Below are 14,049 nucleotides of genomic sequence, written 5' to 3'. Positions count from 1 at the left end.
ACAGACAGGAGGTCAGCACTCGCCGTTGTTGGCGGCGCCGTTGGTGTCTTCGGTGCTGCAGGCGCCGCCAGGGACCGCGCCGCTGGTGATGAGGGCCCGGATGATGACGCGCTGGGGTTGGGTGCCGTCGCGGCCCCGGACCTCACCCACGGAGACGAGCCAGACGCGGTTGTTGGAGTCCACGGTCCGGTCGTCGGTGTCGTTGTCGTCGACGAGGAAGACCCGGTAGAGGACGCGCTCCTGGGCGGGGAAGTCCAGGATGCGGCGGCCGGCCGCGCCGTTCATCTCCAGGAAGGCGGTGGTGACGTCCGAGTCGACGGCCGTCCCAGAGGACGCCGCCGCGAGGGTATAGGGCGTCCAGGGGATGGCCTCGTACCAGGGGAACACGTTCCCATTGGGAGGACCGCTGGGCAGTCCTGGCTCACCCTGGACGTAGCCATTGGCAGGAGCCTGCCCGTTGTACTGCTTGCTCAACTTCTCGATGACCTTGTTGAAGTTGGTGTTTCCTTCCTCACGCAGCACCCGCGTGAGCTCGCGCGCCTCCGCCAGCCCCGCCTCCGCGGCGAAGTGGGCCTCGCGCTTCCTGCGCTCCTGCGCCTGCAGCGCGCTCTCCGCGGCCACCTTGCGCAGGGACACGACGACGGCCGCGGCGATGAACGCGATGATGCCGATGGCCATCAACAGCGCCATGCCCCGCGGGGCAGGTGGGCGGATTCCAGACGGACGACGGGTGCATGAGGGACGCGACACCAGCGGCTCCTTGCCGATGAACGGAGGAACGAGAGCAGCCGGAGTGATGAGCAATCCCCGGACCCGCCGCTGCGGGCTTCCGGACTTCAATGCTTCCAGGGTCTTGGGTCGCACCCTGGGTGAAGTCCGACACTGACAAGCTTTTGCGAGCCTCGCAAAACTTGCGAGGTGTCACAGGTGTCAGGCGTGTCTTGGAATGTGTTTGTGATTCATCGAATTCGCGATGAATCCGAAAATGTATGAAGTCTCAGCGACCCGGGAGGGGCCAGAAGGACACGCGACTTTGGGGAGGTGCGAGCCACACTGACTCCAGGAAGCGCGTGGCGTTCTGGTCCGCGGTGTCGTGCTCGGTGGAGGCGTGGTGCAGGGTGGCGAGCACGAGCAGCGTGGCCACCGCCGCGCCCCAGGCCCCCACGCCCGGCGCGCGGCGTCCTGGAGGCGTGGCCAGGGACAGGAAGACCCAGCACGTCACGGCGACGAGCACGGCGAGCAACACCACGCCGGCCGCGGGCTGGGGGAGCCCCAGGAAGGAGAGCACCGAGGGCGGGAAGTAGCCGTCGGACAACAGCGGGAGCGTCAGCCCTCCGAGCACGTTGGAGACATCGTCTGGGATGTAATTGACGAAGGTGGCCAGCCCCGTGGTGAGGATGGCCGCCCCGCACAGCATGGCGGCGAGCCCCAGGGCCACCGGACGGGGCGCGGCGCGCAGTCGCGCAAGCCAGAGTCCCGCGGGCAGCAGCAGGAAGGGCACCAGCCCGGTCAGGTGGCGAGGGCCCGTCGTCCATCCCCAGGAGTCGTAGGAGAACGACGACGTGAAGTAGAGGTAGCCGGCGACGAGCGCCGCCGTCATCCACGCGGTGGCGCGGGCCTCGGCGCTCGCGCCGCGCCGGAACGTCAGCCGCGACACGCCAGGGATGGCCAGGAGCAGGAAGGGTGCCAGGGTGAACAACCCCCGCAGCGGCGAGACGAGCGACAGGGTGAAGGCGCGCGGGTCCGGCGTGCGGATGCCCAAAAAGCCCCCCAGGTGCCACGGCTGATAGCCCGCGTCGTTGAGGTGCTTGTAGCCGCTCGTCAGCGGGTGGCCGAAGGCGGCCTGGTGGTACAGCATCAGCGCCACCACGAAGGGCAGCGCGCCCAGCGTGGCGAGCCCCGCGGCGCGCCCCAGGCCCTTCCAGCGCTCGCGCGCGGGGGCCTCCTGGAGCAGGACGGTGAGCACGCCGTACAGCACCAGCCCCAGCACGCCGAGCGCGCCGGTGTACTCCGCCGCCACGGTGGCGCCCGCGCACACCCCCGCGAGCACGTAGCCCCGCTCCCGCCAGTCGCCGCGAGCGCAGCGCCACAGCGCATAGAAGCCCGCGAAGAGGAGCACCGCCACCGTCTGGTGGCTCATGAACAGCAACGAATAGCTGAACGCCAGCGAGCCCAGGCCATACGTCACCGTGAGCGCATCCGAGACGAGCGGTGACAGGTGCTCGCGCAGATACCGTCGCACCAGCCACAGCATCCACAGCGTGGGCAGCACCGTGAGGAACAGGCGCGAGAAGAAGACCAGTGGCACTTCCGGCACCGGGCCCGGGCGGGCCACCGCGCGCAGCGCCGCGTAGAGGGGCGTGGCGGCGAACGACAGCAGCGGGGCCTTGCTGGGGTAGTACTTCCCGTCCTTCACGGACAGGTCACCCACGTAGCCGCGCTCGCGCAGCACCTCGTTGATGACGAGCGTGCCGTGGTCCACCAGCGAGATGGTCTGCCACAGCCGGCACAGCTCGTTGGGCGAGCGCAGCTTCGGGTGGTAGGGGAACAGCAGGAGGTACAGCGCCGCGAGGCTGGCCCAGACCCAGCGCGGAGCACCCCGCGAGGCCGCGATGGGGGCGGGGTGCGCCGCGGTCGCTGACACCTCGGCGCCGGGGCTCGTCGCCGTCGCGCCAGAGACCGTCTCGTCGCGCTGCGCTCCCGCGGTGCCGGGGTCGGCCGGGCTCACGGCGCCGGGTCCTCCGGGCGCGGGCGGCACGGCCCGCTCACGCCTCGCCACCGGTGACGCGGGCCACGGCGAAGAGGCTCATGCCCACCGGCAGCTTCACGTGGGCCTCGGCGCGCGCGAACAGCGGGGCCAGCGTGTCGTAGAGCTTGAGCTGGAGCTTGGGCACCGAGCGGCGGCGGAACAGGCGGCTGTTGACGAACCAGCCGGGCATGCCCACCAGGTTCATCCACTCCAGCTTCTCCACCTCGAACCCGTTCTCCTCCAGCACCGCGCGCAGCGTGGCGGGCGTGTAGCGACGGTAGTGCCCCACCGCCTCGTCGATGCTGCCGAAGAGCTGCTCCAGCGCCGGCACCAGGATGAGCACGCGGCCGCCGGGCGCGAGAATCTGCCGGAAGCGGCGCACCGCCGAGCCGTCATCCGGGATGTGCTCGAGCACGTTGGACAGCACGATGGTGTCCAGCTGCTCCTTCTTCAGCGACTCCCAATCCGCCAGCGCCACGTCCGACAGATACGGGCGCACGTGCGGACGGCCGCGGAAGAGGTTCTTGAGCCGGTCCACGTAGAAGCGGTCCACCTCCAGCGCGATGAGCAGTTCCGCGCCGGACTCCAGCTCGCGGGTAATCGTGCCGATGCCCGCGCCGATCTCCAGCACGCGGCGGCCCAGGTGCTCACGGAAGCGGCGGCCCAGCCACTGGTTGTAGTGCGTGGCCCCGTCCATGCGCTCCAGCGTGGTGTAGCCCTCGTGCTGGTTGTCCGCGTCGTCGCGCACGGTGGCGTAGCGCATCAGGGTGCGCAGCTGGGACAGGCGCGCGGCGCGCGGACGGCGCGGCACCGCCTGCAGCGGAGGCAGGGAGACCTCGGTGAGCCGGTACAGCTGCGCGGCCAGCTTCACCACCAGCTCCGCGTCCACCGCGTCGTCGTCGCTGGTGAGCGTGACGGAGCGCAGCGCCTCCGTGCGGAACGCGCGCACGCCGCTGAGCGGGTCCGTCACCGCCACGTCGGTGACGAAGCGGGTGACCTGTCCCATCGCGCGCTCGGCCCATAGCTCGGGCGACAGCCCCGTCGCGGCGCGGTGGCCGAACACGGCGTCCGCGGTGTCGTCGCGCAGGGGCCCCATCAGGGCCTCGTAGGCGTCCGCGGCGTAGGCGGCGTCCGGGTCCTGGAGCACCGTCACGGGGCTCGTCACATGCGCGAGCGCCGCCCGGATGGCCGCGCCCTTGCCTCCCTGCACGTCCAGCACCCGCAGGCCGGGGCTCGACGCCACGTCGAGCCGTCCGGCGCCGGCGAGGACGACCTCGGCACGGCCCGACAGCTCCCGGGCGAAGTGGGCGGCGGCGTCCGCGGTGGAGGGGTCGAAGGGGATGATGACCGAATGCTGGAAGCTCACGTCGGGCTCACTAGCACAGGCGCCCCGGATGCGCGCGGCCCCGCCTCGAAGAAGGGTGGGATGGGGGGCTTCCAGGCGGCGGCGGAACGATGGACAACCCCGGGCGGACACGGCACGCTCGACGGTGATTTCCATGGGTGTGGGTGAAGGTCGGGGCCGGCGGGTGCCGGGCGCCGCCGCACCGCGCGGCGCCCCAGGGCTCCAGGAGAGACGAGACGTGGATGGAACGGTGTTCGACCCGGCCGGTGGCACCGGTGGCCCGACGTCCGCGGGGTTGATGCTCCGCGCGCGGGCGCTGTGGCGGCGCAAGTGGGTCGTGCTCGGCGTGGCGGTGGTGGTGGCGGCGCTGTCGGCCGTCTACACGCTGCGCCAGCCCAAGGTCTTCTCCGCCAGCACCTCCCTCATCATCGACGTGACGGCGCCGCGCTTCCTCGACGGCGAGGTCAAGGAGGTGATGGGCGAGGAGCGCAGCAACTACTGGTTCAACAAGGAGTACTACGCCACCCAGAGCGAGATCATCACCTCGCGCGCGGTGGCCAGCCGCGTGGTGGACAAGCTGGGCCTGTCCACGGACGCCAGCTACCTGGGCGTCGCGCACATCTCGGATGAGAAGACGCGCGTGCAGGCGATGCAGGGCGCGGACGCGGTGGGGCTGCTCCAGTCGCGCATCCGGGTGTTGCCCGCCAAGGACTCGCGGGTGATGAACATCGCGGTGGATGACCTGGACGCGGCGCGCGCGGCGCTGCTCGCCAACGAGGTCGCCAACGCGTACATGGCGGAGAATCTGGCGCTCAAGCTGCGCATGACGGACGACGCGCGCAGCTGGCTGGAGAGCCGGCTGGAGGACCTGGAGAACACGTCCAAGGCGAGCGAGCTGGCCGTCTACGACTTCAAGAAGGACGCGGACATGCTGTCCACGTCGCTCGAGTCGCGGATGAGCATCGTCAGCGACCGCATCAACAGCTACAACCTGAACCTCACCCAGGTGAGCACGCGCATCGCCGCGCTGCAGGCGCGCGTGGAGGCCATCCAGAAGCTGCGCAAGGCGTCCCCCGACGACGAGACGTGGGCGGAGGCGCTGCCGGGCGCGAAGGACGGGCCCATCCAGGACTTGCGCAAGAGCTACACCGACGCGCGCGTCGCGTGCGCGGAGCTGGCCGAGCGCTACCTGCCCGAGCACCCCAAGCTCCTGGAGTGCCAGGGCAAGCTCGCGGTGATTCAAGCCGACTTCCTCAAGAGCCTGCGCAACGTGGTGCGCCTGGCGGAGACGGAGCTGTCGGAGGCGGAGGCGCAGCGCAAGAACCTGGTGAAGCTGCTCGACGAGGCCAAGGCCGAGGCCTTCCAGGTGAACAAGAAGTCCATCGAGTACGACCGCCTCAAGCGCGAGTCGGACAACAACCAGCGCCTGTACGAGCTGGTGCTCAAGCGGCTCAAGGACATCGAGCTGTCGGGCCTGCTTCGCACCAGCAACGTGCGCGTGCTGGACCCGGCGCGTCCGCAGTTCGCGCCGGTCAAGCCCCACGTGAAGCGCAACCTGATGGTGGGCGTGGTGCTCGGCCTCTTGACGGGGCTGGGCGTGGCGCTGCTCTTGGACCTCCTGTCGAACACGGTGGCCTCGCAGGAGGACGTGGAGGGGCGGCTGGGGCTGGCGTTCCTGGGCGTGATGCCGCGCATCGAGGGCAACCGTCCGCCCAAGGACCGCGACCTCTTCGTGCACCGCGAGCCCAAGTCGTCGGTGGCCGAATGCTGTCGGGCCATCCGCACCAACCTGCTCTTCATGTCGCCGGACACGCCCTTCAAGACGCTGGTCGTCACGTCCAGCGGGCCGCAGGAGGGCAAGTCCACCACGACCATCAGCCTGGGCGTGGCCATGGCCCAGAGCGGCAACCGGGTGCTGCTGCTGGACACGGACATGCGCAGGCCCCGGCTGCACCGGGCCTTCGGCGTGCCGAACGACCTGGGCATCTCCTCGCTGGTGGTGGGCGAGGGGACGCTGGAGGCCGCGGTGAAGAGCACCGAGGTCCCCGGGCTCTTCCTGCTCCCGTGTGGCCCCTTGCCGCCGAACCCGGCGGAGCTGCTGCACACGCGCGCGTTCGCGGACCTGCTCAAGCTGGTGGCGGGGAAGTTCGACCGCGTCCTGTTGGACAGCCCGCCGCTCAACGCGGTGGCGGACGCGGCGGTGCTGGCCACGCAGTGTGACGGCGTGGTGCTGGTGCTCAAGGCGGGCAAGACGAACCGGGACTCGGCGCAGCGCGCGCTGCGCTCGCTGGCGGACGTGCAGGCGCGCATGTACGGCGCCGTCCTCAACGACGTGGATCTCAAGGCCCCGGGCTATGGCGGCACGTACATCGCCTACCAGGGCTACGGGCAGTACGCCGAGGACCCCAAGGACCGGGTGGCGCAGTCGTGAGCGGCACGCTGACGGGAGCGGGCCTCCGGGTGTTGCACCTGGGCAAGTTCTATCCGCCGGCGTCCGGCGGCATCGAGAGCCATGTCCAGACGCTGGCGCGCGCGCAGGCGGCGCAGGGTGCGCGGGTGGAGGTGCTGTGCGCCAACCACTCGCGCGACTCGGGGAACACCAGCCACGAGTTCCACGGGAAGAGCCCCACGCTCGAGGAGTGGGACGGGCTGGTGCGGGTGGTGAGGCTGGGGCGGCGCGCGTCGGTGGCGCGCATGGACGTGCTGCCGGAGCTGCCCGGGACGCTGCGGCGGATGCTCGCCCAGGGCGTGGATGTGGTGCACCTGCACGCGCCGAACCCGACGATGCTGCTGGCGCTGGACATGATGCCCCGGCTGCCGGCCGTGTTCGTCACGCACCACAGCGACGTCATCCGGCAGAAGGTCGCGGGCGCGCTGTTCCGGCCGCTGGAGCTCCTGCTCTACACGCGCGCGCTGCGAATCTTCTCGGACAGCGAGGCGTACATCGAGGGCTCCTCGCTGCTGAAGCTGTTCCGGAGCAAGGTGCGGGCGTTGCCGCTCGGCATCGACGTGGAGCCGTACCTGCGGCCGTCCGCGGAGGTGCTCGCCGCCGAGGCGCGCTGGCGTCAGGACTTCGCGGGGACGCCGCTGTGGCTGATGGTGGGGCGGCTCGTCTACTACAAGGGACTGTTCACCGCGCTGGAGGCCCTGGCGAAGGCGCCGGGGCGGCTGGTGGTGGTGGGCGTGGGGCCGCTGGAGGCGGAGGGCCGCGCCCGGGCGAAGGCGCTCGGCGTGGAGTCCCGCGTGACGTGGGCGGGCTATCTGCCGCCGGCCTCGCTGATGGGGGCCTATCGCGCCGCCACCGCGCTCTGGTTCCCGAGCAACGCGCGCAGCGAGGCCTATGGCCTGTCGCAGGCGGAGGCGATGGCCAGCGGCCTGCCGGTGTTGAACACGGCGATTCCGCACTCGGGCGTCGCGTGGGTGAGCCGCCACGAGGAGACGGGCCTGACGGTGCCGGTGGGGGACGCGGACGCGCTGGCGCGTGCGGCGAGGCGGCTCGTGGAGGAGCCGGGGCTGGCGGAGCGGCTGGGCCGTGGGGCCAGGGAGCGCGCGGAGGCGGAGCTGCGGCACGACGTGATGGCGACGCGCAGCCTGAAGCTCTACGCGGAGGCGCTCGGTCGTCCCGTGCCGGAGATGACGGAGGCCCCGAGCGAGGTCCCCGCGCTCACGGGTACGGGGAGGGCCTGAGACGCCCGCATGCGCGCGCTGCACGTCTACAGCGGCAACCTCTACGGAGGCATCGAGTCCTTCCTCGTCGCGCTGGCGCGGGCGTCCTCGCGCCACGCGGAGGGCACGGCGCATGAGTACGCGCTGTGCTTCGAGGGGCGGCTGTCGACGGAGCTGCGCGAGGCGGGCGCCGCGGTCCACCTGTTGGGGAGCGTGCGGGTGGCGCGGCCCTGGACGGTGTGGCGCGCCCGGCGGGCGCTGGGCGCGTTGCTGAAGACCGGCGGGTACGCGGTGGTCGTCTGCCACGCGGCGTGGCCGCAGGCGGTGTTCGGTCCCGTGGCGCGCGCGGCCGGTGTGCCGCTGGTCTTCTACCAGCACGATGCCTTGACGGGTGCGCACTGGGTGGAGCGCTGGGCCGGTGTCACCTCGCCGGACCTGGTGCTCGCCAACAGCGCGTACTCCGCCCGTTCACTTGGCAGCGTGTATCCCCGGGCTCCGCATCGGGTGCGCCATCCCCTGGTGCAGGCACCAGCGCGGGTTCCGGAGCCCTCGGAGCGCGCGGCGCTGCGAGCCGAACTCGGCGCCAGTGACGATGACGTGGTCATCCTCCAGGCCTGCCGGATGGAGGCGTGGAAGGGACACCGGCTGCTGCTCGAGGCACTGGGCCGCATGCGCGAGGCGCGGGGCTGGCGACTGTGGGTGGCGGGGGGCGCTCAGCGCGAGGAGGAGTCGCGCTACCTGGAGGGATTGGTCGCGCAGACGCGAGCGCTCGGCTTGGAGGGACGGGTGCGCTTCCTGGGGCAGCGTGCGGACGTGCCCCGGTTGATGCGCGCGGCGGACGTGCACTGCCAGCCCAACACGTCGCCGGAGCCCTTCGGCCTGGCCTTCGTGGAGGCGCTCCAGGCGGGGCTGCCCGTGGTGACGACGGCGCAGGGCGGGCCGCTGGAAATCGTGGACGAGACGTGTGGTCGGCTCGTCGCGCCCGAGGCCGGCGCGCTGTCCTCCGCGCTCCTGCGACTGGTGGTGGACGCGGAGGCGCGGCGCAAGCTGGGCGCGGGTGGGCCCGCTCGCGCGGCGGCGCTCTGTGCGCCGGAGGTCTTCTTGCGCGGCCTGGACGAGGACCTGCGCGTGGCCGTGTCGGGAGTCGGGGCGTGAGCGCGCCACGTCCGTCCTCCCGGCCTCAGCTCCAGGGGCCTGGTGTGCTCGGGCGCAGGTACGTGCGCCGCGCGCCGGGCGCGCCCCTGGAGGTGGCGACGCCACGGCAAGCACAGGCGCCAACGAAGGAGGCCCCGCCCGCGGCGCCTCGCACGGGCTTCTTGTCCTCGAGCCGGCTGGTGCCGCTGTTCATCGGCGTGCTCGTCGCGTGTCAGCTCGCGCTGCTGGTGGAGGCCATCGCGCCGCTGCGGGTGCTGGTGCGCATCCTGGCGTTCGGGTTGAGCCTGGCGCTGCTGGTGCTCGTCCCCGGACGAGGAGTGAGGCATCCGGCGGTGCCCTTCGTGGTGGGCTCGCTGGCCATCACCGCGCTCAACTTCTTCCACCCGGGCACCGTCAGCCCGATGGCCGGCGTGGTGCAACTGGGCATCCAGTTGTCCATCATCGCGCCGCTGTTCTGGGTGACGCGGCTGTCCATCGACTCGCGCGTCTTCCGGCTCACCCTCACGCTGTTGTTCCTCTTCAACACGGCCAGCGCCTCGGTGGGGGTGCTCCAGGTCTATTTCCCGGGCCGCTTCCAGCCGGCGATGTCGGCCGCGGTGCAGGCGCAGGGCGATTCCTACCTGCGCAGCCTGGAGTTCGAGACCGCCAGCGGCGCGCGCGTCTTCCGCCCCATGGGGCTGACGGACATGCCGGGCGGCGCGGCGACGGGAGGCTTCTACGCGGTGCTGCTCGGCAGCGGCTTCCTCCTGTCCTCGCGCAAGGGCCTGTCGCGCGCGCTGAGCGTCGTGGGCATCCTGGTGGGGCTGCTCTGCCTCTACCTGTGCCAGGTGCGCGCGATTGCGCTGACGCTGGGCGTCTGTCTGGCGGCGATGGCGGGCATGCTCGTGCTCACCGGCCGCGTGGCGCGGCTGGCGAAGCTGATGGCGGTGGTGGGAATGGCGAGCGTGTTCGCCTTCGGCTGGGCCGTGGCCGTGGGCGGCGACGCGGTGCAGAAGCGCTGGGACAGCCTGTTCGAGGCGAAGCCGGAGGAGGTCTATCACAGCAACCGGGGCCGCTTCCTCGAGGGCACCTTCGAGTACTTCCTCCCGGAGTATCCGCTGGGCGCGGGCCTGGGGCGCTACGGCATGGCCAACGCGTACTTCGGGGACAACTCCGACCCGGCGCAGCCGCCCCTGTGGGCCGAAATCCAGTGGACGGCGTGGGTCTACGACGGCGGCATCGTGGTGGTGGTGCTCTACCCCCTGGCGCTCCTGGCGACGATGGCGTGGGTGCTCCAGATGGCCCGGCGGCGCCAGGACTCCGGCGACGAGTTCTGGCTGTGGGGAAGCGTCATCTTCGCCTACAACCTGGGCGCGCTGGCCCTGACCTTCAGCTATCCGTTCTTCATGAGCCAGGTGGGCATGGAGTTCTGGTTGCTCAACGCGGCGCTCTTCGGCGCCTGGACGCATGCGAAGACCCTACACGCTCATCGCCGGTGATTTCGTCGCCACGGGTGGAATGGACCGCGCCAACCTGGCGCTCGCGCACTGGCTGGCGAAGCAGGGCGGTCCCGTGCGGCTGGTGGCCCACCGCGTGGCGGACGAGCTGCTCGGCTTCCCCAACGTGCGCTTCGTGAAGGTGCCCAAGCCCGCGAACTCCTATCTGCTCGGCGAGCCGCTGCTGGCCGCGATGGGCAAGGCGTGGGCGCTGCGCACGCGCGCCGAGGGCGGTCGGGTGCTGGCCAACGGCGGCAACTGCGTCGTGCCTGGCGCCAACTGGGTGCACTACGTGCATGGGGCCTATGTCTCGGAGCACGTCGGCGGCGTGCTGCGTCAGGTGAAGGGCCGGGTGGGGCACGCGCGCTTCGTGAGCGAGGAGCGCAAGGCGCTGTGGCGCTCGAACGTCATCCTGGCCAACTCGAAGCGGACACGCGCGGACCTGGTGGCGGCCACGGGGGTTCCCGAGGCGCGGGTGCACGTCGTCTATTACGGCAACGACTCGGAGCGCTTCCATCCGGTGTCGCCCGAGGCCCGACGCGCGGCGCGCGCGGAGCTGGGCTGGCCGGAGGAGCGGCGCGTGGCGCTCTTCGTGGGCGCGCTGGGAGACCGTCGCAAGGGCTTCGACTCCCTGTTCCACGCGTGGGCGCGGCTGCACGCGCACGGTGACTGGGGCGTGGACCTGAAGGTGGTGGGCGTGGGCGCGCAGCGCGAGGCCTGGGAGCAGGAGGCGCGCACGCGAGGGCTGGAGCGGCGCATCGAGTTCCTCGGCTTCCGACGGGATGTGCCCGCGCTGCTGTCCGCGGCGGACCTGCTGGTGTCCCCGACGCGGTACGAGGCCTACGGGCTGGGCGTCCACGAGGCGCTGTGCTCGGGACTGCCCGCGCTGGTGAGCCGCTCGGCGGGCGTGGCCGAGCGCTATCCGGCGGAGCTCGACGGCCTGCTCCTGGATGACCCTGATGACGTGGACGGGCTGGTGCGCGCGCTGGAGTCATGGCGCGAGCACGAGGCGGCGTGGGCGCCCCACGTGGCGGCCTTCTCGGAGCGGCTGCGCGCGTGGACGTGGGATGACATGGCCGCCGGCATCGTCCAGGTGATGGAGCGCGAGGGCTGAACGCCTCAGCGCCGTTCGAGCAGCGTTTCGAAGAAGTCCAGGTGGGCGCGAGCGACGACGGGCCAGGAGAAGCGCCGCACGGCCCACTCGCGGCCGCGTGAGGACAGCTCGCGCCGGAGCTCGGGGCTCTCCAGCACGTCCGAGAGCGCGCGAGCCCACGCGGAGTCATCCGCCTCCGGCAGCAGTCGTCCCGCGTCGCCCACGGTGTGGGGGATTTCGCCGGAGGTGCTCGCGAGCACGGGCACGCCGCACGCGAAGGCCTCCGCGAGCATGCGGCCGAACTGCTCCTTCCACCGAGGCATCGTTTGGCTCGGGCCGCAGAGCACATCCATGGCGTTGAGCACGCGCGGCACGCCCTCGTGGGGTATGCCGGTGAGGATGCGCACGCGGTCCTCGTGGCGCGCGGCCCAGGCGCGCAGCTCCGCCTCCAGGGGGCCTCCCCCGGCGAACAGCGCGCGCCACGGTGTGCGGAGCTGCTCCAGCACTCGCATCAGCAGCGACACGCCCTTCTCGGGGACGAAGCGTCCGAGGTAGCCGATGACAGGAGGACCGTCCGCGCTCCACCCGAGCTCGCGTCGCACGGCCTCTCCCGAGGCGCGGTCCGGTCGGAACAGCTCCGTGTCCACGCCCATGGGGATGATGCAGGAGCGGCGCTCGGCATAGCCCGGTCGGCCGAGCAGGTTGTCCTTCACCGTCTGCCCGCCCGCGACCCAACCGGCGCTGCGCCCGACGACGAAGCGCTCTGTCTGCGCGAAGGGCGGTGGGTAGCGCTTGGAGAGGTTCTGGAAGGTGCTGAAGACCAGGGGCACGCGGCGCGGGGTGAGCAGGGCGACTTCGAGCCCCGCGAGGACGAAGGGCTCCTCCCAGGCATGGACCAGGTCCACGCCGCGCCGCAGGTGCTCGCGCAGCTCGGGGCCGTAGAGGAACGCGTGCGGTGAGCGGCTGAGGAAGGCTCGCACGCCCTCCACCTTCGCGGGCTCGTTGGAATCCGGCTGGAGGTGGATGGGCCGCAGGTCACCATGGAAGAAGCGAGGCGCCACGGCGGTGACGTCCCACGCGCCGCCTCCCACGCGGGCCATCTCGTTGGCGAGGCGCCGGTTGAGGGTGACGACGTACGAGTGCGAGACGGTGACGAGTCTGCGAGGCCGCTGCACGGAAGCTCCAGTGAGCGGCGGACGAAACCAGAGCCCCTCGGGGTGGTCAACCCGCGCGAGAGACGGGCTGTCCGCCCAGCAGCGCGCGGTACACGGCGAGAATCTCGTGGGCGTAGCGCTGGCGGGAGAAGCGCTCCACGGCGGTGCTCCGGGCCGCGGCGCCCAACCTGGCACGCAGGGGTGCGTCCGTCAGCAGCCGACGCAGCGCCTCCGCCAGGGCATGGGCATCGTTCGGCGCCAGCGTGAGCGCGTCCACGCCATCGGTGAGCGCCTCGGCCGCGCCGCTCGCGCGCGAGACGATGGAGGGGCGGGCACAGGCCAGGGCCTCCGCGATGGTGAGACCGAAGGGCTCGCGCCGCGTGCTGGCGTGTACGAAGACGTCCAGCGCGCGGTAGACGGGCGCGGAGTCGGGCTGGAAGGGCACCAGCCCAACGCGTCCGGTGAGGTTGCGCCGCGCGATGAGGCGACGCAGCTCGTCCTCAGAGAACTGCGAGCCCGCCGTCTGGTACAGCGGCGAGCCGACGATATAGAAGCGCACGGGCAGCGACGGCTCCACGCGCGTCAGCGCCTCGGCGGCCTCCAGGAAGAGGTCCTGGCCCTTCCAGCGTGCATAGGTGGCGACGAGTCCCACGCGCGACGTCCCCACCGGGGCGGGAGGCAGGCCCGCGAGCGCGTCCAGGTCGGCGGTGTCTCCCGTGTCCGGCGCGAAGCGGCTCACGTCCACGCCGTTGTAGACGACCTGCACGGGCACCTTGGGGAGCACCTCACGGGTGTCGTCTCCCACGGCTCGCGAGTTGGCGATGGCCGCCGAGGCCAGTGGTGCGAGGGCGCCCATCGCACGTCGCACCAGGGGACGCTCACCGAGGAAGTCGTGGACGTGCCAGACGCGCCGGAGCGGCAGGCCCGCAGTGACGGCACTCAGCAGGTGGGACTTGATGCCGTTGGAGTGGATGAGGTCCGGGCGCAGGCGAGAGACCTCGCGTCGCAGCACGTGTCCGTGGCTCGCGAGCAGGGCGGGCACCGGGAGCAGCTTGCTCGCGAAGCGCAGCGTATCTCCCAGGCTCTGTCCGCGCAGCGCGCTGTCCCCCAGGCTCGACAGGCGCGAGGGCAGTGGCAGGCAGCGCGCGTCCACGCCCAGCCGAAGGGCCTGCTCCAGCAGCGGCCCCTCTGTCCCCGAGAACAGGTGGAGCGACAGCCCCGCGTCCAGCTCGCGCAGGCAGGACATCAAATCGAGCAACGCGCGCTCCGCGCCGCCGACAATACCTACAGGATTGAGGAAGAGGACGCGCACGCCTGATGGACCGAAGCAGAGCCCTTCGAGGGCGTCAATGAGGGTTCATGAAGTCGTGCGGGACCGCACCCCTGGGTCACAGTCCGTCAAGGACTCATGG

10 protein-coding genes are annotated in these 14,049 nt (G+C 71.5%); 5 read left to right on the top strand and 5 right to left on the bottom strand.

From position 1 onward, the window contains the following. Positions 1–12: 12 nt before the first annotated feature. From OWM54_RS15320 to OWM54_RS15310, 3 genes are all read right to left on the bottom strand, one after another. Positions 13–750: a hypothetical protein gene (locus OWM54_RS15320; protein WP_267697964.1), complete on the bottom strand. Its 738-nt coding sequence runs from the start codon at positions 748–750 to the stop codon at positions 13–15. 247 nt (positions 751–997) lie between these two features. After that, the gene (locus OWM54_RS15315; protein WP_267701134.1) at positions 998–2,644 is read right to left on the bottom strand and encodes a hypothetical protein; all 1,647 of its coding nucleotides are present in this window, start codon (positions 2,642–2,644) and stop codon (positions 998–1,000) included. A 121-nt stretch (positions 2,645–2,765) separates the two neighbouring features. Continuing rightward, positions 2,766–4,115: a bifunctional glycosyltransferase/class I SAM-dependent methyltransferase gene (locus OWM54_RS15310; protein WP_267697963.1), complete on the bottom strand. Its 1,350-nt coding sequence runs from the start codon at positions 4,113–4,115 to the stop codon at positions 2,766–2,768. Between the two features lie 217 nt (positions 4,116–4,332). Between OWM54_RS15310 and OWM54_RS15305 the strand changes: the two genes are divergently transcribed. Genes OWM54_RS15305 through OWM54_RS15285 form a run of 5 tightly spaced genes read left to right on the top strand, consistent with a single transcriptional unit; the run spans position 4,333 to position 11,504 of the window. Further along, on the top strand, positions 4,333–6,525 hold the full coding sequence (locus OWM54_RS15305; RefSeq protein ID WP_267697962.1) for a GumC family protein: 2,193 nt from the start codon (positions 4,333–4,335) through the stop codon (positions 6,523–6,525). After that, complete coding sequence (locus OWM54_RS15300) at positions 6,522–7,781, top strand: glycosyltransferase (RefSeq protein WP_223783477.1); 1,260 nt, start codon at positions 6,522–6,524, stop codon at positions 7,779–7,781. Before OWM54_RS15305 ends, OWM54_RS15300 begins: the two co-directional genes overlap by 4 nt. A gap of 9 nt (positions 7,782–7,790) precedes the next feature. Continuing rightward, positions 7,791–8,915, top strand: a complete 1,125-nt coding sequence (locus tag OWM54_RS15295; RefSeq protein ID WP_223746115.1) for a glycosyltransferase — start codon at positions 7,791–7,793, stop codon at positions 8,913–8,915. Further along, on the top strand, positions 8,912–10,393 hold the full coding sequence (locus tag OWM54_RS15290; protein ID WP_267697961.1) for an O-antigen ligase family protein: 1,482 nt from the start codon (positions 8,912–8,914) through the stop codon (positions 10,391–10,393). Before OWM54_RS15295 ends, OWM54_RS15290 begins: the two co-directional genes overlap by 4 nt. Beyond that, positions 10,362–11,504: a glycosyltransferase family 4 protein gene (locus OWM54_RS15285; RefSeq protein WP_223783475.1), complete on the top strand. Its 1,143-nt coding sequence runs from the start codon at positions 10,362–10,364 to the stop codon at positions 11,502–11,504. The genes OWM54_RS15290 and OWM54_RS15285 overlap by 32 nt, the downstream gene beginning before the upstream one ends. Before the next feature lie 5 nt (positions 11,505–11,509). Here OWM54_RS15285 and OWM54_RS15280 read toward each other — a convergent pair whose 3' ends face one another. Together OWM54_RS15280 and OWM54_RS15275 are read right to left on the bottom strand one after the other, a co-directional pair. Continuing rightward, positions 11,510–12,658 carry a glycosyltransferase family 4 protein gene (locus OWM54_RS15280; RefSeq protein ID WP_267697960.1) on the bottom strand — a complete coding sequence of 383 codons (1,149 nt, stop codon included), beginning with the start codon at positions 12,656–12,658 and terminating at the stop codon, positions 11,510–11,512. Positions 12,659–12,704: 46 nt separating this feature from the next. Continuing rightward, positions 12,705–13,949 carry a glycosyltransferase family 4 protein gene (locus OWM54_RS15275; RefSeq protein WP_267697959.1) on the bottom strand — a complete coding sequence of 415 codons (1,245 nt, stop codon included), beginning with the start codon at positions 13,947–13,949 and terminating at the stop codon, positions 12,705–12,707. Positions 13,950–14,049: the final 100 nt, after the last annotated feature.

Origin of the sequence: Myxococcus sp. MISCRS1 (genome assembly GCF_026626605.1) — a bacterium.
Classification (GTDB): domain Bacteria; phylum Myxococcota; class Myxococcia; order Myxococcales; family Myxococcaceae; genus Myxococcus; species Myxococcus fulvus.
The sequence above is the reverse complement of the archived record's forward strand: the minus strand, read 5'-3'. Positions and strand labels throughout refer to the sequence as shown.